At 71.2% G+C, this 19,361-nt stretch carries 15 protein-coding genes and 2 pseudogenes; 7 read left to right on the top strand and 10 right to left on the bottom strand.

The features are described 5' to 3' along the window. Positions 1-26: 26 nt before the first annotated feature. Both ACZ4MF_RS24590 and ACZ4MF_RS24595 read left to right on the top strand, forming a co-directional pair. Positions 27-1,136, top strand: a complete 1,110-nt coding sequence (locus tag ACZ4MF_RS24590) for an NAD(P)H-dependent flavin oxidoreductase (RefSeq protein WP_467494075.1) — start codon at positions 27-29, stop codon at positions 1,134-1,136. Further along, positions 1,133-2,707: an acyl-CoA synthetase gene (locus ACZ4MF_RS24595; protein ID WP_467494076.1), complete on the top strand. Its 1,575-nt coding sequence runs from the start codon at positions 1,133-1,135 to the stop codon at positions 2,705-2,707. Before ACZ4MF_RS24590 ends, ACZ4MF_RS24595 begins: the two co-directional genes overlap by 4 nt. A gap of 47 nt (positions 2,708-2,754) precedes the next feature. Here the strand turns inward: ACZ4MF_RS24595 and ACZ4MF_RS24600 are convergent. Beyond that, a pseudogene (locus tag ACZ4MF_RS24600) lies at positions 2,755-2,994 on the bottom strand (penicillin acylase family protein); the annotation flags it as partial. A gap of 75 nt (positions 2,995-3,069) precedes the next feature. Next, the gene (locus ACZ4MF_RS24605; protein ID WP_467494077.1) at positions 3,070-3,210 is read right to left on the bottom strand and encodes a hypothetical protein; all 141 of its coding nucleotides are present in this window, start codon (positions 3,208-3,210) and stop codon (positions 3,070-3,072) included. A gap of 309 nt (positions 3,211-3,519) precedes the next feature. Between ACZ4MF_RS24605 and ACZ4MF_RS24610 the strand changes: the two genes are divergently transcribed. After that, positions 3,520-4,008, top strand: a complete 489-nt coding sequence (locus tag ACZ4MF_RS24610) for a hypothetical protein (protein WP_467494078.1) — start codon at positions 3,520-3,522, stop codon at positions 4,006-4,008. Positions 4,009-4,584: 576 nt separating this feature from the next. Here ACZ4MF_RS24610 and ACZ4MF_RS24615 read toward each other — a convergent pair. From ACZ4MF_RS24615 to ACZ4MF_RS24625, 3 genes and pseudogenes are all read right to left on the bottom strand, one after another. Next, positions 4,585-5,880, bottom strand: coding sequence for a glycosyltransferase family 87 protein (locus tag ACZ4MF_RS24615; protein ID WP_467494079.1), 1,296 nt, complete (start codon positions 5,878-5,880; stop codon positions 4,585-4,587). A 432-nt stretch (positions 5,881-6,312) separates the two neighbouring features. Beyond that, on the bottom strand, positions 6,313-6,903 hold the full coding sequence (locus ACZ4MF_RS24620) for an SPDY domain-containing protein (protein WP_467494080.1): 591 nt from the start codon (positions 6,901-6,903) through the stop codon (positions 6,313-6,315). Positions 6,904-7,168: 265 nt separating this feature from the next. After that, positions 7,169-8,691 (bottom strand): annotated as a pseudogene (locus tag ACZ4MF_RS24625) (penicillin acylase family protein); the annotation flags it as partial. 104 nt (positions 8,692-8,795) lie between these two features. Here ACZ4MF_RS24625 and ACZ4MF_RS24630 point away from each other — a divergent pair. Then, positions 8,796-10,292: an acyl-CoA synthetase gene (locus ACZ4MF_RS24630; RefSeq protein ID WP_467494081.1), complete on the top strand. Its 1,497-nt coding sequence runs from the start codon at positions 8,796-8,798 to the stop codon at positions 10,290-10,292. Here the strand turns inward: ACZ4MF_RS24630 and ACZ4MF_RS24635 are convergent. The 3 genes from ACZ4MF_RS24635 to paaK form a co-directional block, all read right to left on the bottom strand. Then, entirely contained in the window at positions 10,282-11,211 is a 930-nt protein-coding gene (locus ACZ4MF_RS24635; protein WP_467494082.1) for a TIGR03620 family F420-dependent LLM class oxidoreductase, read from the bottom strand. The two genes, ACZ4MF_RS24630 and ACZ4MF_RS24635, sit on opposite strands and share 11 nt — an antisense overlap. A gap of 178 nt (positions 11,212-11,389) precedes the next feature. Continuing rightward, the gene (locus ACZ4MF_RS24640) at positions 11,390-11,734 is read right to left on the bottom strand and encodes an ArsR/SmtB family transcription factor (RefSeq protein ID WP_467494083.1); all 345 of its coding nucleotides are present in this window, start codon (positions 11,732-11,734) and stop codon (positions 11,390-11,392) included. Positions 11,735-11,858: 124 nt separating this feature from the next. Then, positions 11,859-13,163 (bottom strand): phenylacetate--CoA ligase PaaK, encoded by a 1,305-nt coding sequence (paaK, locus tag ACZ4MF_RS24645; protein WP_467494084.1) that lies wholly within the window; start codon positions 13,161-13,163, stop codon positions 11,859-11,861. 160 nt (positions 13,164-13,323) lie between these two features. Between paaK and ACZ4MF_RS24650 the strand changes: the two genes are divergently transcribed. Both ACZ4MF_RS24650 and ACZ4MF_RS24655 read left to right on the top strand, forming a co-directional pair. Then, positions 13,324-14,190, top strand: a complete 867-nt coding sequence (locus ACZ4MF_RS24650; RefSeq protein WP_467494085.1) for an alpha/beta fold hydrolase — start codon at positions 13,324-13,326, stop codon at positions 14,188-14,190. A gap of 37 nt (positions 14,191-14,227) precedes the next feature. Next, positions 14,228-14,992, top strand: coding sequence for an alpha/beta fold hydrolase (locus tag ACZ4MF_RS24655; RefSeq protein WP_467494086.1), 765 nt, complete (start codon positions 14,228-14,230; stop codon positions 14,990-14,992). On the opposite strand, the gene ACZ4MF_RS24660 is transcribed toward ACZ4MF_RS24655, so the two are convergent. Continuing rightward, positions 14,910-16,589 carry an alkaline phosphatase family protein gene (locus ACZ4MF_RS24660; RefSeq protein ID WP_467494087.1) on the bottom strand — a complete coding sequence of 560 codons (1,680 nt, stop codon included), beginning with the start codon at positions 16,587-16,589 and terminating at the stop codon, positions 14,910-14,912. The genes ACZ4MF_RS24655 and ACZ4MF_RS24660 overlap by 83 nt on opposite strands. Before the next feature lie 187 nt (positions 16,590-16,776). After that, positions 16,777-18,393, bottom strand: a complete 1,617-nt coding sequence (locus ACZ4MF_RS24665; RefSeq protein WP_467494088.1) for an acyl-CoA synthetase — start codon at positions 18,391-18,393, stop codon at positions 16,777-16,779. A gap of 157 nt (positions 18,394-18,550) precedes the next feature. Here ACZ4MF_RS24665 and ACZ4MF_RS24670 point away from each other — a divergent pair, with 157 nt between their 5' ends. Continuing rightward, positions 18,551-19,351 (top strand): crotonase/enoyl-CoA hydratase family protein, encoded by an 801-nt coding sequence (locus tag ACZ4MF_RS24670; protein WP_467494089.1) that lies wholly within the window; start codon positions 18,551-18,553, stop codon positions 19,349-19,351. The last annotated feature ends 10 nt before the right edge of the window (positions 19,352-19,361 follow it).

Here is a 19,361-nt window from a genome sequence, read left to right on the forward strand (position 1 = left end):
CACGTCGGCTGCGGCATCCTGCGCCCATGCAGACGGAGCTGAGCAAGAGACTGGGAGTCGAGCACGCCGTCTTCGGCTTCACGCCGTTCCCTGCCGTCGCCGCGGCCATCAGCCGGGCCGGCGGCTTCGGCGTGCTCGGCGCGGTTCGCTACACCGCCCCCGACGACCTCAAACGCGACCTCGACTGGATCGAGGCACACGTCGGCGACCGGCCGTACGGGCTGGACGTGGTGATGCCCGCGAAGAAGGTGGAGGGCGTCTCCGAGGCGGACGTCGAGGCGATGATCCCCGAGGGACACCGGCAGTTCGTGCGGGACACCCTCGCCGGGCACGGGGTGCCGGAGCTGGCCGAGGGCGAGGCCTCCGGGTGGCGCATCACCGGCTGGATGGAGCAGGTCGCCCGCACCCAGCTCGACGTCGCCTTCGACTATCCGATCAGACTGCTCGCCAACGCCCTCGGCTCCCCGCCCGCGGACGTCGTCGCCCGCGCCCACGACCGGGACGTCCTGGTCGCCGCGCTCGCCGGCAGCGCCCGGCACGCCCGCAAGCACCAGGAGGCGGGCATCGACGTCGTCGTCGCCCAGGGATACGAGGCCGGCGGCCACACCGGGGAGATCGCCACGATGGTGCTCACCCCCGAGATCGTGGACGCCGTCGCCCCGCTGCCCGTCCTGGCCGCCGGCGGCATCGGCAGCGGACAGCAGGTGGCGGCCGCCCTCGCGCTCGGCGCCCAGGGCGTATGGCTGGGCTCCGTCTGGCTGACCACCACGGAAGCCGATCTGCACGCGCCCGCGCTGACCCGCAAACTGCTCGCCGCCGGGTCCGGGGACACCGTCCGCTCCCGTGCCCTGACGGGCAAGCCCGCGCGGCAGCTGCGCACCGAGTGGACCGACGCCTGGGACGACCCGGCAGGCCCCGGCACCCTGCCCATGCCGCTCCAGGGGCTGCTGGTGGCCGAGGCGGTCTCCCGGATCCAGAAGTACGAGGTCGAACCGCTGCTCGGCACGCCCGTCGGCCAGATCGTGGGCCGGATGAACAGCGAACGCAGCGTCCAGGCCGTCTTCGACGACCTCACCCGCGGCTTCGAACGGGCCGTGGACCGCATCAACCGCATCGCCGGAAGGAGCGGCCGGTGACCGGCACACCCCCCGCGGGATCCAGCACACCCCCCGCCGGATTCTGGGCCCAGGCCACGCACGACCCCGACCGCACGGCGTTGATCGCACCCGACGGCGAGGAGTGGACCGCCGGACGTCTGCACGCCGCGGCCAACCGGCTCGTCCACGGTCTGCGCGCGGCCGGCCTGGAGCGCGGCGACGCCTTCGCCGTCGTCCTGCCCAACGGCGTCGAGTTCTTCACCGCCCACCTGGCCGCCACCCAGGCCGGCCTCTATCTGGTCCCGGTCAACCACCACCTCGTCGGCCCCGAGATCGCCTGGATCGTCGCCGACTCCGGGGCGAAGGTGCTCATCGCCCACGAGCGGTTCGCCGACGCGGCACGCGCCGCCGCCGACGAGGCGGGCCTGGCGCCGACCCACCGGTACGCGGTCGGCGCGATCGAGGGTTTCCGGCCGTACGCCGGGCTCCTGGACGGGCAGCCGGAGTCGGCGCCCGCCGGCCGCGAGCTCGGCTGGGTCATGAACTACACCTCCGGTACGACGGGACGCCCGCGCGGCATCCGCCGCCCGCTGTCCGGCAAGGCCCCCGAGGAGGCCTACCTGGGCGGATTCCTCGGCATCTTCGGCATCCGGCCGTTCGACGACAACGTCCATCTCGTCTGCTCGCCGCTGTACCACACGGCCGTCCTCCAGTTCGCGGGCGCGTCGCTGCACATCGGGCACCGGCTGGTCCTGATGGACAAGTGGACTCCGCAGGAGATGCTCCGCGTCATCGACGCCCACCGGTGCACGCACACGCACATGGTCCCGACCCAGTTCCACCGGCTGCTGGCCCTCCCGGACGCGGTGCGGGCCCGCTACGACGTCTCGTCCATGCGGCACGCCATCCACGGCGCCGCCCCCTGCCCCGACCACGTCAAGCGAGCCATGATCGACTGGTGGGGGCACTGCGTGGAGGAGTACTACGCCGCCAGCGAGGGCGGGGGTGCCTTCGCCACCGCCGAGGACTGGCTGAAGAAGCCCGGTACGGTCGGCAAGGCCTGGCCGATCAGCGAACTCGCGGTCTTCGACGACGACGGCAAGCGGCTGCCGCCCGGTCAACTCGGCACCGTCTACATGAAGATGAGCACCGGCGGCTTCGCCTATCACAAGGACGAGGCCAAGACCCGCAAGAACCGCATCGGTGACTTCTTCACGGTGGGCGACCTGGGTGTCCTCGACGAGGACGGCTACCTGTTCCTCCGCGACCGCAAGATCGACATGATCATCTCCGGCGGGGTCAACATCTACCCGGCCGAGATCGAGTCCGTGCTCCTCGCCCACCCGGCCGTCGCCGACGCCGCCGCCTTCGGCATCCCGCACGACGACTGGGGCGAGGAGGTCAAGGCCGTCGTCGAACCGGCGCCGGGCCACGAGCCCGGCCCGGAGCTCGCCGCAGCCCTCCTCGACCACTGCGCCGAGCGGCTCGCCGGCTACAAGCGGCCCAAGAGCGTCGACTTCATCGCCGAGATGCCCCGCGACCCCAACGGCAAGCTCTACAAGCGGCGACTGCGGGATCCGTACTGGGAGGGCCGTACCCGCCCGGTGTGACAGCGGTGCGGTCCCGCCCGGAGACGTTCCCGAGCGGGACCGCACGGTCAGTGTTCGCTCACGCGGACCACCCGGAGCGCGGGCGAGGACAGCACGTCCCGCTCGCAGAACCGGGCCGTCACCTACTTCTCACCGGAGAACAGCCGGGTCTGGTCGCTGAAGTGGGACGAGTTCGGATTCGAGGACTGGGAGTACGTCAGCAGCGTACGGGCCACCGGGCATCCGCTGCCGTCCCAGCCGACGGCCTGGATGTGACTGGAGCCCGTCGTCACCTCCGTGTAGCCGCCCTGGCCCCATTACGTGAGCACCCACGGCAACCTTCCCGGCTGCGTGGTGAGAGCCTGCGGCCGGGAAGGTGTTGACTACGCCGAGAGCAGCTTGATCAGCCGCTCGGTGATGGCGCGGGAAGCGCCGGTGGAGGCTCCACGGACGGCCTGCCCGATGAGCTGCAGGGCGATGCTGGTCCTGGCCTCAGTGGCTGGCGGGCGCGTAGCGTTGGGCATCTGGGTCCCCTCTCGAAGGCTGGATCCTGAGTGGCCCGTCGGTGTTGGTTGGAGGCCTTCCGGCGGGCCGCTTCAATGTCAGCACGCTGGGTAGCGGACTGTTCAGAGCCCGGAACCAAGCGCGACCAAGTGGGACTTCCCGGGATTTGGTCCGACGTTCGTTAAGGGGGAGCCGTGCCGAATCGGCGACGCACTATCGATCGCTCACACCCGCTGGGCAGGTTCGCCGTTCAGCTATCCGAACTGCAGGACAGCGCCATAGCGCGAGCTGGAGGCAGCCAAGCGGCTCGGGAGCTCAGCATCGACAAGGTGGCTAGCGGCAAGTGGGCAACGAGTCGGACGGCGATCTACGCCGCGCTCAACGGGACTCGATTGGCATCGATGAACACGCTGTGCGCGATGGTGTCCGCCTGGCACCCGCAGGCAGAGAAAGGCATCGCTGAGTGGCAAAAGCTGCGGCGCGACGTCGAGGAACAGTTGGCCGCTTTGCGGGGCGGGAGGCCCGCGAGGGCTGTGGAGGTTGAGGTCACGCCTGCGGTTCAGCAACCAGAGCCCGTTCGGGTACTTGACGAGGGAGCATTGATCCAGCTGCGAGTCTTGCTGGCCGATAGGCTGGCACAGGTTCGGCTGCCCAAGACCCGGCTTGCGGCGCGCTCTGGTCTGGGACGAACCACCGTACATGAGGCCTTCGCCCAAGGCAGGCCGGCGCCATCTGCGGCGACGGTCGCCGCGCTCGCCCGGGCGCTATCCCTCGATGCAGCTCATCTCCTTGAGTTGCATCGGCAAGCTGTCGGTTGAGTCCATTGGTGTTCGACTCAGTTCAGGTGAACCTTCCTGAACATCGGCGTCGTGACTCGAACGCGATCTTCACGCCTCCGGGAACGACGGTTGCCTTGTCACCGCGTGTGGTCTCCGGGCGCGTATCGGTTCCCTATTCCGCCGGCTTCGGTGACGAGCCGGGCGGCGGTCTTGTCGTGGTAGCCCAGGGCCTTGCCGATGACGGGCGCGGGAGCGTGGAGGACGAGGTGTCGGATGGCGGAGGTGCGGGCTCGTTGGGCTGGGACGCCGAGGTCGCGGAGGGAGCTGAGCAAGGTGCGGTGGCGATCTCGCCCATGTCGCCCCTGAGCGCGAGGACTTGGAAGAGCCGGATGTCCCCGGCCGCCGTCCTCTTCGGCGACGACACCCGACAGCTCATGTCCAGGCACGCTCGGAGTGGAGTAGCCGTACGACATCCAGGAGGAGGCAGGCATCACTCAGAAGCCCACGCGCTCATGGCGTCGGCGACCTGGTTGTCGTGGCCAGCCACGGGACGGGCATGGAGCCGCTGCCTCGGCCGGACAGAGCGATGGGACGGGGCAGTGCAGGGGCCTTCGCCTACGCGGGCCGCGGAGGAGCGCCTGAAGTTTCTGCCCGCCTGTTGCGGATCCGTCGCAGGCAGATGGCGACAACGGCCATGAGCAGCAGCGCCTGCAGATAGGGCATGGCTCGGTAACCGGTCTGCAAGACCACGTAGTTGAGCCAGTCCGGGTGCATCGGGTAAGGCAGACCGGGGTCGAACGGCAGCGTCATGCAGGTGGTGTGCGCGATCAGAACGAGGTCGAACCAGGAGCGGGGCAGCATCGCTACGAGGATCCAGGCGACCGCGTCGTACCACGGCCGGACGTAGGCGGTGCCGAGCAGGTACCCGGCGGCGAGTGCCAGGGCCGGGCGGGCCGTCGCCTGGACGATGGCGCCGGCCTCGACCGGTGGCAGCGCTACCAGAAGCAGAGCAGCGATGCCGAGGACCATCAGGATTTCCACGACCGGCACGAGGTGCACGGCTGCGGAACCGAACACCGGTGTCAGCAGTCTGCGCTGAAGCAGCGGCCACGGGGAACCGACCACTGGCTGGTTGCTGACGGCCGCGGCATTACGGATGGCCCGCGGCACGATGCCGTATCCGAGTGCCAGCAGCAGTACACCGGCCGACGCGGCGGCGACCAGGCGGCGTCGGTCGTGCCGCATGCCCCATGCGAAGGGCAGCGCGAAGATCCCCAGTGTGAGCTTGACCGCGGTCGCCGCCGCGAGCGCGAGGCCGACGGTGAGACCGGAACGCCGCAGCGCCCAGAAGGCGACAACCGCACAGAATGCACCGAGCACATCAACGTGGGGTCCCACCACCAGGTTCCACAGCAACACCGGGTTGAGTGTCCACAGCAGCTGCGAGCGCACCTGCCGTTGTGGATCCGGTCCGGCCAGACGCAGCAGGAGCGCCCCAGTGGCGACGAACGCGGCACCGTTGAGCAGGGACAGCACCCACACGGTGAGCAGCATCGAGGTGCTGCCGACCAGCGAGGCGGCCCATTCGGTCGCGGTAACCAGAGGCCCGTAGACCGACGGATTGTGCAGCCATGGTTCAGCGATCGACAGTTGTCCGATCGGGTCGCCGTTCCGGGCCAGTCCAAAAGGCGTCACCCGGTACGGGTCGAGCCCGAGGGCGGCCATCCGGCCGTACGCGGCGTAGTTCAGCGGATCCGTGGTTCCCAAGGCGGGCACGCACATCAGGCCGAGGACGGCGAGCGTGCCGGCAGCGAGCAACCTGCGGGGGCGGGGTGACCATCCGCGGCGCGCCGCGGCGAGCCCAGCGATCACAGCGGCAGTGCCGACGAGCAGCACCACGGCGACGAGCACCCAGATGAGGAGATCCGGCGGGCGAACGTTCCAGAACCATGGCGGAAGGTATCCTGCGGGCCCGAACGATGGTTCGACGGCAGAAGGTCCCAGCAGCCCCACAAGGACCATGAGCAGAACACAGCCGGCGTATGCCAACAGGGCGCCGTTACCGAGAGCCCTGCCACCGCCAGATCCACCCGCACCCTCCGCGACAGGCGGACGGGATTCGGAATTCCCCCTTGAGACCAGGGAAGACGACAGATTGCCTGACACGCCTATGGCCTCGGCCTTCGTGATCAGTGAGCCCAAACAAAACCGCCCTGGTTGGTCGGGGTCCAGAACGCTGCTCAACTATTGACGCAATGAGCGCCGTACAAGACACGGCCAGGTGAAAATCGGGTTACTTCACAGTGTCCAAGGAGCGCCACACGGTCGATCTCGACCCGCCTCTCACATGGGACCCGCACTCCCAACACATCGGCAGGGAGGTGGAGTTGTCGGCCGCGGCGAGCAGGTAAGCCAACGGATTTCCCTCTCGGGTCTCCAGTGCAGGTAGCGTCCTGGCGTCTTGGGGTTCCAGCCGACGTCGGCGAGCGGGCGCGTTACCTCGACGATGCTCTCTTCGGTGATGGGGCTGCCGTCGGTGTCCCAGGCATCGCCGGAGGCCAGGACGGTGAGCAGGGCTTTCACGATCGGGGCGGGGGTGGCGCCGGTCATGGTGAGGTGCCACATGCGGTGCGAGACCGGTGTTTTGTATCCGGCCACGGTCCAGGCTGTCTCGCGGGGGTGGCTTTCGTGTACGCGTTCGATGCGCAGGGTCTGGGACTCGTGGATCGCGTGAGTGGTGTCGTCGGAGAAGGTCCGCCACTTCTCAAACTCATCGTGTGCGGCGAGGAATTCGTCGAGGACGGCGTCGTGGTCGCCCGGGTCGGCGGCGTAGGTCGGTACGCGATCCGGTTTCGGGGCTGGGGGTTCGGGTTCGGCGGTCGGGGCGCTGAGTGAGGTGCGGGCTTGGGCGGCCTGGCGCTCGCTGTGGGTCATCGGTGCGTCATCCGCACGGCCGCCGTCGCGCCGGACGACCTCACCGGTGATGCCTGGGACTCGATGGAAGAGCGGCTGCGGTTCTCGTCGGGAGTGTCGCGGCCTAGATCGGACATGCCCCGGCTCCGGTACCAGGGGGGATTGCTGCCGGGGCCGTGACGTGCCGCCCAGGGAGAGATTTGTGGAGGACCGCAAGCCCCTGGTGCAGCGGGGTCTCTCTCGGCAGGTTGGCGATGCACAGTAATCACGACTTGATCATGGTCTTGGAGTTCTCGGCGTACGGGGCGTCCTTGAGCGTGGGCATGCGGGCGGGCCCGAAGATGCCGGGCTGGACGGCGTCGGGGTCACTGCCGGGCGCACAGGCGCCGCGCGAGCCGTCGAGCACCGCGAGACCCGCCTGCGGGTAGGTGACCTTGCCGAGGTCGGTGGAGCAGCGGGCCACCAGGTCGTCGGTGATCCGGGGCAGCACCTGCGACTGGGTGTAGAGGCTGTGGCCCGAGGAGTCCGCGGCGATGGTGTTCACCCAGGGCAGACCCTGGTGCCGGCCGAGGGACGCGAGGACGTCCGCCGTCGAGCGCGCCCTGCCGAAGTCGAGGGAGGTGTCCGCGAACCGCATGTTCGCGGCGTTCGCGTCGCTGAGCGCGTAGGCCGTCGTGGTGGTCCACGGCAGCGGCGGCCCGCCGGTCCCGCTGTCGGCGACGACCGGGCCGTAGCGCGTCCACCACTGGGTCCGGGTGACCGGGGCGCCGTGCTCGACGGGCACCGTCACGCTCCGCCTGGTCATCCGCTCCGGCCTGCCGTCCACCCGGTAGACGGTGGGGTCCAACGGGTCCAGGGTCAGCCGGGTCAGGTTGTACGGGACACCGGTGGACACGGTGTGGCTCCACGCCACGTACGCGTTGTAGCCGATGGAGATGGTCGGCCAGCCGAGGAGCGAGGCGCCGGCGACGTTCAGTTCGCCCGGGATGGTCTGCTGTGCCTGCCAGAACCGGCGTCCGCCCTGCCACGGGTAGTGCGGGTTGCCCAGCAGCAGGCCGCGGCCGTTCGCCGTCGCGGCACCGCTGAAGGCGACCGCGTTCGAGCCCATGTCCGCGTCGGCGGTCCGGGCTCGCACGGCCTTGACCAGCGCCTGGGCGTCGGCGCCGCGCGCGTGGGCGGTGGCGCCGGCGGGCGGCTGCGCGCCGGTGATGTCGTCCACGGCGCCGCCCTGGCCGCCGAGCACGGCGATGGCGTAGAAGCGGGCGGCCCGTCCAGCGTCGTGACCGGCCGCACCCAGGCGGCGCCCCGGCACGCCGGGTCGGTGATCCGGTTCTGCCGCAGCCAGGCGTCGTAACCGGCGGCGAAGCCCCGCATCAGGTCCCGCACGTCCTTGCTCGGGCCGAGCGGCGCCGGTGCGGCCATCAACTTCCGTACGGTGCCCGCCTGGTGCACCCCGCGGAAGTACAGGTCGCTGGACAGGTTGCCGGAGGCCGACGACAGCGACCTGTCGGTCGTCGCGTCCGGGCCGAAGAAGCGGGAGCGTTCGCCGCGTACGGTCACGAAGCCGTCGGCCAGGGTGCACACCTGGTCGGCGGCCTGCGCCCAGCCGGTGCCGAAGCCGAGGTCCGCGTAGTTCCCGGCGACGATGTGCGGAATGCCGTACTCGGTGTAGCGGATGACGGCGGACAGCCCGCCCTGTGCGGGGTGTTCCTGGTGGCCCGGCCGCGCGGCCGCGGCGGCCGGCAGCGCGGACGAGGCGGTGAACAGGGCGACGGCGGCGACGGCCAGTCGTCTCAGGTGGCTGCGCAATGGTGCCTCCCAACCTCATTGAGGGAAGGAGCTGTTGAGCCACCGGAGGGCGCGTGCCCCCCGGTGCTTGACCTGCCCCGGTGACGGACCGAGGATCATGAGTCATGACGCAGGGACACGGCAGCACGGTTGACGGGGTGCTGCGGCGCAGCGCCCGGCGCACCCCGGCGCGCCTCGCGCTGGAGTACGGCGAGCGACGGTGGACGTACGAGGAACTGGACGACGCCGTCTCCCGCGCGGCCTCGGTACTGCGCGCGCAGGGACTCGCGCCCGGCGACCGGGTCGCCGCCTACGGCCACAACTCCGACGCCTATCTGATCGCCTTCCTCGCCTGCGCCCGGGCCGGCCTGGTCCATGTGCCGGTCAACCAGAACCTCACCGGCGACGACCTGGCGTATCTCCTCACCCAGTCCGGCAGCACCCTGGTGTTCACCGACCCGGACCTGGCGGACCGACTCCCGGACGGCGTACGGATGTTGCCGCTGCGGGACGCCGAGGACTCGCTGCTGGCCCGCCAGGCGCAGGCACCGCCGTACGACGGCCCGGAACCCCGCACCGAGGACCTGGTGCAACTGCTTTACACCTCCGGCACGACGGCCCTGCCCAAGGGCGCGATGATGACCCACCGGGCGCTCGTGCACGAGTACCTGAGCGCCATCGCCGCCCTCGACCTGAGCGCGGGCGACCGTCCGGTGCACGCGCTCCCCCTCTACCACTCGGCGCAGATGCACGTGTTCCTGCTGCCCTACCTGGCGGTCGGCGCGACCAACGTCATCCTGAACTCCCCGGACGCAGACCGCCTGTTCGACCTGATCGAAGCGGGCCGTGCGGACAGCCTGTTCGCGCCGCCCACGGTGTGGATCGCGCTCGCGGGCCGGCCCGACTTCGCCACCCGTGACCTCGACGGGCTGCGCAAGGCCTACTACGGTGCCTCGATCATGCCCGTCCCGGTGCTGGAGCGCCTGCGCGCACGCCTGCCGGGGCTGGCCTTCTACAACTGCTTCGGGCAGAGCGAGATCGGCCCGCTGGCCACGGTGCTCGCCCCCGACGAGCACGAGGGCCGCCTGGACTCGTGCGGCCGCACCGTGCTCTTCGTGGACGCGCGGGTGGTGGACGACCGGGGCGAGGACGTGCCCGACGGCACCCCCGGCGAGATCGTCTACCGCTCCCCGCAGTTGTGCGAGGGCTACTGGGACAAGCCCGACGAGACCGCCGAAGCCTTCCGCGACGGCTGGTTCCACTCGGGCGACCTCGCGGTCCGCGACGCCGACGGCTACTTCACGATCGTGGACCGGGTGAAGGACGTCATCAACTCCGGTGGGGTGCTGGTGGCTTCACGCCAGGTCGAGGACGCCCTCTACACGCATGAGGCCGTCGCCGAGACCGCGGTGATCGGCCTCCCGGACGACCGCTGGATCGAGGCCGTCACCGCCGTCGTCGTCCCGCGCGGTGAGGTGACGGAGGACCAGCTCATCACCCATGTGAAGGAGAAACTCACCCCCTTCAAGGCCCCCAAGCGCATCGTGTTCGTGTCCGAACTGCCCCGCAACGCCAGCGGCAAGATCCTCAAGCGCGAACTGCGGGACCGCTTCAGCCGCTGACACCGGTGTGCGCCCGGGACGGAGCCGGCAGCAGCGCCTCGGCCAGCAGCCGCCAGTGCGGCAGGGCCGACTCGCCCGGGGCGACGCCGATCACCTGGACGGCGACATGGTCGGCGCCCGCCGACACATGGGCGTGCAGCCTGCGGGTGATCGTGTCCGGGTCGCCCCAGAACACCAGGTCGTCCACGAAGCGGTCGCTGCCGCCGGCGGAGAGGTCGTCGTCGGTGTAGCCGAGGCGGCGGAACTTTGCGATGTTGTACAGGGTTTCGAGGTAGCCGCGCAGATGCGCGCGGGCGGCGGCGCGGGCTCGGGCCGGGTCGGTCTCGAAGAGGACCGCGTGCTCGACGGCGAGGAAGGCGTCCGGCCCGAGGATCTCCCGCGCCTGCGCCGTGTGGGCCACGTTCACGTGGTAGGTCTGGGCGCCGTCGGCGCGGTCGCGGGCCAGCTCCAGCATCTTCGGGCCGTATGCGGCCAGCAGGCGCCGCAGCGGGGCGGCGGGGCGCGGGTTGGGGAGCGCGGCCGGGTCCGCGGTGGCCGACTCGTCCAGCCGGTCCAGGTATTCGGCCATGGCCGCGAGCGGCTTCACCCCGGGCCGGGGCTCGCCGCCGAAGCCCAGGCCGAGCACGTGCCGGCCCGGGTAGGCGTCGGCGAGCAGCAGCGCGGCACCGTACGTCGAGCGGGCGCGGCGGGGCCAGATCTGGGCGATGCCGTTGACCACGCTCAGCCGGCGGCTGGACGCCAGCAGGAAGCCGGCGTGGGTGAGCGCCTCCCGGCCGAGCAGCTCGGGCACCCACAGCGCCGGCCAGCCCAGGTCCTCCAGCTCCTGGACCGCGTCCCGGATCCCGGCGGCCGGCTGGTGCTCGAAGTCGAAGGTGTAGATCCCGAACGTGCCGAGATCCAAGCCGTGCCGTCCCGTCATGTGTCTCGCTCCCCGCGCGTCGGCCGATGTGTTCGTGCCCGATGGCGACCGTGCCCGATGTGATCGATGAGGCGTGATGTCGATGAGGCGCGATCGATTAATCGAAATATCGCAGATTCTCGATATGAGGCGCAAGCGGGCGCGCCCGAGGTGTCCGGGGTCCGACGTGTGCCCTCGGCTAGAGAGCGCGGCCGAGCTCGCTGACCAGGTCGGCGATGCGCCGCTCGTCCCGTTTGTAGTGGGTCCACTTGCCCACCCGGGTGGCCCGGACCAGGCCCGCCCGCTGGAGCTCGGCCATGTAGGCCGACACCGTCGACTGGGCCAGTCCGGCCTTCTCCTGGATGTGGCTCACGCACACGCCCACCTCGGCCGGGTCGGCGATGGCCCGGTCCATCGGGAAGTGCCGTTCGGGCTCGCGCAGCCAGCGCAGCATCTGCAGCCGCATCGGGTTGGAGAGCGCCCGCAGTGCGTTGACCAGGTCCGGGTCCGGGGTGGGGGCGGCGTCCATGTCCGTGTCCGTCATGGCTCCGGAGTATAGGGAGATGCCGACGTTTCGAGGTACGTCGATACGACTGCCCCCTGACCGAAGCCGAAGTCGGAGCCGGAGCCGGAGCCGCAGCCGCAGCCGAAGCCGGAGCCGAAGCCGATCACCCCGCGTCCCGCGACCGCAGGTCGACGATCCGGCGGATCTTGCCCACCGACCGCTCCAGCGACTCCGGATCCACGATCTCCACGTCGACCGAGACCCCGATGCCGTCCTTCACGGCCAGGGCGATGGACCGGGCCGCCGTCTCCCGGGAACGCGCCGGTGCGTCCGGGCGGGCCTCGGCGCGGACGGTCAGCCGGTCCAGGCGGCCCTCCCGGGTCAGCCGGAGCTGGAAGTGGGGCGCCACCCCCGGCGTGCGGAGCACGATCTCCTCGATCTGGGTCGGGAACAGGTTCACCCCGCGCAGGATCACCATGTCGTCGCTGCGCCCGGTGACCTTCTCCATCCGCCGGAAGACCCGCGCCGTGCCGGGCAGCAGCCGGGTCAGGTCCCGGGTCCGGTACCGGACGATCGGCATGGCCTCCTTCGTCAGCGAGGTGAACACCAGCTCGCCCCGCTCCCCGTCCGGCAGCACCTCGCCCGTGATCGGGTCGACCACCTCCGGATAGAAGTGGTCCTCCCACACGGTCAGCCCGTCCTTGGTCTCCACGCACTCCTGCGCCACACCGGGGCCGATCACCTCCGAGAGCCCGTAGATGTCGACGGCGTCGATCGCGAAGCGCTCCTCGATCTCGCGCCGCATCTGCTCGGTCCAGGGCTCGGCCCCGAAGACGCCGACCCGCAGCGAGGTGGTGCGCGGGTCGACGCCCTGCCGCTCGAACTCGTCCAGCAGCGTCAGCATGTAGGACGGGGTCACCATGATCACGGCCGGTTTCAGGTCCCGGATGAGCTGCACCTGCCGGGCCGTCATCCCGCCGGAGGCCGGCACGACCGTACAGCCGAGGCGCTCCGCGCCGTAGTGGGCGCCCAGGCCGCCGGTGAAGAGCCCGTAGCCGTAGGCCACGTGCACGATGTCGCCGGGCCGCGCGCCTGCGGCGCGCAGCGAGCGTGCCACCATGTCGGCCCACATGGAGAGGTCGTCGTCCGTGTAGCCGACCACCGTGGGCAGCCCGGTGGTGCCGCTGGACGCGTGCAGCCGGCGGATCCGCTCCCTGGGCACGGCGAACATGCCGTACGGGTAGTGCTCCCTGAGGTCGGCCTTGGTCGTGAACGGGAAGCGGGCGAGGTCCGCGAGCGAGCGGCAGTCCTCGGGGCGTACGCCGGCCTTGTCGAAGGATTCCCGGTAGAACGGCACGTGGTCGTAGGCGTGCCGCAGCGAGGCGCGCAGCCGCTCCAGCTGAAGTGCTCGCAGCTCGTCGAGCCCGAGCCGTTCGCCCGCGTCGAGCAGATCCGTCGCATCCGTCATCGGGACGTCTCCCTTGCCGACCGTACATTCCGGGCGACCGATCGTTCGGTCGTCCTGTTCGGGGTCAGTAATTCAGGTCATGCGCTCCGAGGCAAGGGGTGCGAGGACTTTCCGCGGAAAGTTGTTGCCCCCACTGCCGCGGACCGAAATGATCGTGCTCATGCTGACCTGCACCGCGACCGATGGCACCCGGCTCGCCTACCACCTGCGGGGCGCGGGCGCGCCCCTCGTCGTCCTGCCCGGCGGCCCCATGCGCGCCTCCGCCTACCTCGGTGACCTCGGCGGGCTGACCACACACCGCCGGCTCGCCCTGCTCGACCTGCGCGGTACCGGGGACTCGGCTGCTCCGGCGGACCCGGCGACGTACCGCTGCGACCGCATGGTCGAGGACGTGGAGGCATGGCGCGCCCACCTGGGCCTGGAGCGCATGGATCTGCTCGCGCACTCGGCGGGGGCCGCCCTGGCGATGCTCTATGCGGCCCGTCATCCGCACCGGGTCGGACGGCTGCTGCTGATCACCCCCAACCCGTCCGCGCTCGGCCTGCGTGCGACGCCCGAGGACCGGCTGGCCATGGCCCGGCTGCGCGCGGCCGAGCCGTGGTTCGCGCAGGCCTTCCCCGCGTTCCGGGCATGGCTGGCGGGCGAGGCGGACTTCGACGACGTGTTCCTGCCGTTCTTCTACGGCCGCTGGGACGACGCCGCCCGGGCGCACACGGACGCCGAGTCGGAGCAGACCAACGACGAGGCGGGGGAGCGGTACTTCGGCGCCGGCGCCTTCACCCCCGACGTGACCCGGGCCGCCCTCGCCCACCTGACCGCACCGGTCCTCGTGCTCGCCGGAGAACTCGACGGCGGCCCCCGTCCCGACCTCGCCCGCCGGGCCGCCGAGGCCTTCCCGAAGGCCGAGTTCAGCGTCCAGCCCGGTGCCGGTCACTACCCCTGGCTGGACGATCCGGAGTGGTTCGCGGGCCGGCTGCTCGCCTTCCTCGACGGGCCTGCGGGCTGCGCTCTGCCCTCGGCAGAGTAGGCGGCCCGGACCTGGCCGCCCGGCTAGCGTGCCGGGCATGGACACCACAGAGCCGTGCCCCGCCGAGCCGCAGCCCACGAAGCTGCCCACCGCCGAACCGCCCATCGCCGACCTGCTCACCGTCGAGGCGAACGGCATCACCCTGGCTTGCCGGACCTGGGGTCCGCCCGATGCCCCGCCCCTCCTGCTGCTGCACTGCCGCGGCGCGGACGGCGCCGACTGGACGCCCGTCGCCGAACGCCTCGCGGCACTCCCGGCTCCGCGCCGCGTGTACGCCCCGGACCTGCGGGGCCACGGGCGCAGCGACTGGCCGGGGCAGTACACCTGGGAGGCGATGTCGGACGACGTGCGGGCCCTGCTGGCCGCCCTCGGTGTCGAGCGCGCGGACGTGGTGGGCCACTCGCTGGGCGGCCACGTCGCGTGCCTGCTGGCGCAGCGCCACCCCGGAGTCGTACGACGCCTGGTGCTGGAGGACGTCTGCGCACCGGTGCCGCTCGACCCGCCCAGGCCGCCCACCCCGCGGCCCGAGGGGGAGCTGCCGTTCGACTGGGCGATGGTGCGGGCCACCGACGAGCAGCGCAACGCACCCGATCCCGTGTGGCGGGACCGCATGGGCCGGATCACCATGCCCACGCTGGTCATCGCGGGCGGCCCCAGCAGCCACGTCCCGCAGGAGCAGGTGGCACAGCTCGCCGGCCTGATCCCGGACGCCCGGCTCGTCACCCTCGACGCGGGGCATCTGGTCCATGAGACCCGCCCGGAGGAGTTCCTGGCCGTGCTGGGGGAGTTCCTCGGCCGGTAGGCCGGGGCCCGTACGCGGTCAGGAAGCGGTCGCGGAAGCCGTCCATCGGCCAGACGGGGGCGTTCGTGGCGGGCTTCAGCCCCTGCGTCCATCCCCAGCCGGAGATCCGGTCCAGCACCGCGGGATCGCGGGCGACGATCGTGACCGGCACGTCCTTGCGGGGGCTGTTCCCGGTGACCGTCGGCACGGGCTGGTGGTCGCCGAGGAAGACCATGACGGTGTTCTCGTCGCCGTAGCGGCGGAGGAACTGGACCAGGCTGCGCAGCGCGTACGCGATCGAGGTGCGGTATGCGGTGCGCACGCTCTCCGGGGTCCGCCAGACCTCCTCCTCGGGCTGACCCGCACGCCTGACCGGCCCGAAGACCGAGCCGTCGCCCAGGTTCTCCCAGTCGACCAGGCGCGGGACGGGAGCCCAGGGGTAGTGGCTGGAGGTGAGGATGATCTCCGCCATCAGCGGGCGGCGGCCCCGCCTGCCGAGCTCCGCGCGCCGGAAGGACTCCAGGGCGAACTGGTCCGGCACCTGCGACCAGCCGAAGTCCGGGCCGTGGTACGCGAGATGACGGCCGTCGTGGACATGGTCCAGGCCGAAGAACCGGCCCTCCGGCCAGGCCGTCAGCACACCCGGCACGATGCCGACCGTGCGCCAGGCACCGGCCCTGCGGAAGGAGCCGGTGAGGGTGGTGCGGTCGCTGGAGGTGAGGCTGCGGAACCGCTGCTGGTTGCTGATCCACAGGCCGGACAGGAAGGTCGCGTGGGCGAGCCAGCTGCCGCCGCCGGTCACCGGCGAGCGCAGCCAGCCGCTGCGCGCACCGAAGCCGGCCGCCGCCAGGCTCGCCGAGCCCTCCTTGAGGACCGCGTCGATCTGCGGCGCCATCGCCGGGTCCTCGATCGCCGAACGGCCGTAGCTCTCGACGAACGTGAACAGCACGTCCTTGCCGCGCAGTCCCGTGAGCAGTCGGTCCGGCGGGGTGTGGGCGAAGGCGTCGACGGCGGCCTGGCGGCGGAAGAGCCGGGCGTCGGCGAGCGAGGTGCGGACCTGCTGGGCGCGGTCGCCGAGCAGGTCGGCGTCGAGTGTGGCGGCGACGGGCTCGCCGGCGCTGTGCAGGCCGAACAGGACGCAGGTGACCCACGCGGTGCCGAGCACCAGGGTGCCGCGGACCGACCGGGCGCGGTGCCGGGCCAGCAGGGTGGTCAGCCGCAGCGTGGCGCCCGTGGTCAGGACAAGGACCGCGACCGCGAGCAGCACGGCACCGGCGATCGCGGCCAGCTCGCCGGACCGCCCGGACGTCTCGCGCAGATAGTCCGCCGCGTTGCCCAGCAGCCCCCAGTCCAGCACCAGGTCGAAGGGGCGGAAAAGTACCGAGTAGAAGCCGATGTCGAGGCACTTGAGCAGGGTGACCAGCCCGATCAGCACACCGAGGGCCACCGCCCCGGCCCGCCGGGCCCGGCCGGGCACCACGAGCAGCAGGGCGGCGAGCAGAACGGCCTCGGCCGGCAGGCGCAGGAACGCGGCGGGGGCGAGCAGGTCGGGCCGGTCCGGCAGGAGGAGCGAGGCCAGCAGCAGGACGGCGGCGAGCACGGTCGTGCCGACGGTCACCCCCCGCCCGATCCGAGGGTGCCGACGGCACCACGCGAGCCAGGAACGAGGCGTGGGGTGCGGCACCTCAGGATCCTTCCGTGCGCAGAACTCCTACGACCAGATGTCACCATGAGTCATCGAATGACGGTGATCGGGCACACAGGGTAATCCTCTGGTGTCGCGGGCGGGGCGGGACACCCCGGGGTCACGGCCGGTCGGCCGCCACCGCCACCTCGCGTGCCCAGCGGTAGTCGGCCTTGCCGCTCGGGGAGCGCCGGATGGAGTCGGTGATCACCAGCTGGCGAGGGATCTTGTAGCCGGCCAGACGGGCCCGGCAGTGGGTCTGGATGTCGGCCAGGGAGGGGAGCGTCGCCCCCGTGCGCAGCTGCACCACGGCCGCCACATGGTTGCCCCACGTGGTGTCCGGCACCCCGGCGACGAGCGCGTCGTACACGTCCGGATGCGCCTTGAGCGCCTGCTCGACCTCCTCGGGGTAGACCTTCTCACCTCCGGTGTTGATGCACTGCGAGCCCCGGCCGAGCACGGTCACCACGCCGTCCGCGTCGACCGTCGCCATGTCGCCGAGCAGCGCCCAGCGCTGTCCGTCCTTCTCGAAGAACGTCTCGGCCGTCTTGCGCGGGTCGTTGTAGTAGCCGAGCGGTACATGGCCGCACTGCGCGACCCGGCCGACCTCGCCCACCGCGACCGGCTCGTGCGTCGCCGGATCCACCACCCGCGTACGGGAGTTGACCCGGATGCGGAAGCCCCGCTCGGGCCCGGAGTCGTCCGTCGCGGTGCCGTTGAAGCCGGACTCGGAGGAGCCGAAGTTGTTCAGCAGCATGGCGTTCGGGACCAGCTCCCGGAACTGCCGGCGCACCGTCTCCGACATGATCGCGCCGGACGAGGACACGCTGAACAGGGCCGAGCAGTCGGTGCCCTTCAGTGGGCCGCCGAGTGCGTCGATCAGCGGCCGGAGCATCGCGTCGCCCACCAGCGACACGCTGGTGACCTTCTCCCGCTCGATCGTCCGCAGCACTTCCTCGGGCACGAACTTGCGGTGCACGACGACGCGTTGGCCGAAGTTGAAGCCGATGAACGCCGTCAGTGTCGAGGTGCCGTGCATCAGCGGGGGAGTGGGGAAGAACGTGATCCCGGTGCCGCCGGCAGCGACCCGCTCGGCCAGCTCCTCCGGCGCCTTCACCGGCTCCCCGGTCGGCGCCCCGCCGCCCAGCCCCGCGAAGAACAGATCCTCTTGACGCCACATCACGCCCTTGGGCATCCCGGTCGTGCCGCCGGTGTAGATGATGAACTGGTCGTCCCCGGAGCGCGCGGGAAAGCCGCGTCGCGGCGACCCGGCGGCCTCCGCCCGGGTGAACGGCACCGCGCCCGGCACCCCGCACGCGTCCGCCCCCACGCACAGCAGATGCCGCAGCCCCGGCGCCCGCGGCAGCGCCCCCGCCACCCGGTCCGCGAACTCCGCGTCGAAGACCAGCGCGACGAGGTCGGCGTCCCGGTAGAGGTACGCCAACTCCTCTTCCACATAGCGATAGTTGACGTTGACCGGGACGACGCGCGCCTTCAGGCAGGCCAGCACCGTCTGGAGGTACTCGACGCCGTTGTAGAGGTGCAGGCCCAGATGCTCCCCGGGGTGGATCCCGCTGTCGATCAGGTGATGGGCGACGCGGTTGGCGGCCGCGTCCAGCTCCGCGTAGGTCAGCCGGCGCTCCGCGCCGGTGCCGGGATGATCGACGTACACGAGCGCCTCGCGGTCCCCGGCCACGTCGACGACCGACTCGAACAGATCGGCAAGGTTGTACTCCACCGCTCCTCCTGACCGTCGCTTCGCCGGTCATCAGAGCAAAGGGCGGCGCAACTGTGAAGGGTCCGCGCCAATAAATCTGACTGTCTGTCAGAAAACCCTTGAAGTGCCTCCCCGCGTACTGCAACCTGTTCTCGTTCTCACCGAGGGGAGAAGGCCCATGGGCGGGACGGAACACCTCACCGTGCGGCGCGAGGGCGCCACACTGGTGCTCACACTCAACCGGCCCGACGCCCGGAACGCGCTCTCGCTTCCGATGCTCGTCGGCCTGTACGACGGCTGGGTCGAGGCCGACGCGGACGACGACATCCGCTCCATCGTGCTCACCGGCTCCGGTGGCTCCTTCTGTGCCGGCATGGACCTCAAGGCGCTCGCCGGGAAGGGGATGGCCGGCGAGCACTACCGCGACCGGCTGCGGGCCGACCCCGATCTGCACTGGAAGGCGATGCTGCGCCATCACCGCCCGCGCAAACCGGTGATCGCCGCCGTCGAGGGGTACTGCGTGGCGGGCGGCACCGAGATCCTCCAGGGCACCGACATCCGGGTCGCGGGCGCCTCCGCGACGTTCGGCCTGTTCGAGGTCCGGCGCGGACTGTTCCCGATCGGCGGCTCCACCGTCCGGCTCCAGCGCCAGATCCCACGCACCCACGCCCTGGAGATGCTGCTCACCGGCCGGCCGTACACCGCCCGGGAAGCCGCGGACATCGGCCTGATCGGCCATGTCGTCCCCGACGGCACCGCCCTCGACGAGGCGCTGGAGACCGCCGAGCGGATCAACGCCTGCGGCCCGCTCGCCGTCGAGGCCGTCAAGGCGTCGGTGTACGAGACCGCCGAGCTGACGGAGACCGACGGCCTCGCGGCCGAACTCGCGCGCGGCTGGCCGGTCTTCGACACCGCCGACGCGAAGGAAGGCGCCCGCGCCTTCGCCGAGAAGCGGCCCCCCGTCTACAAGCGCGCCTGACCCGAGGAGT

This window comes from Streptomyces sp. NPDC025793 (genome assembly GCF_055558375.1).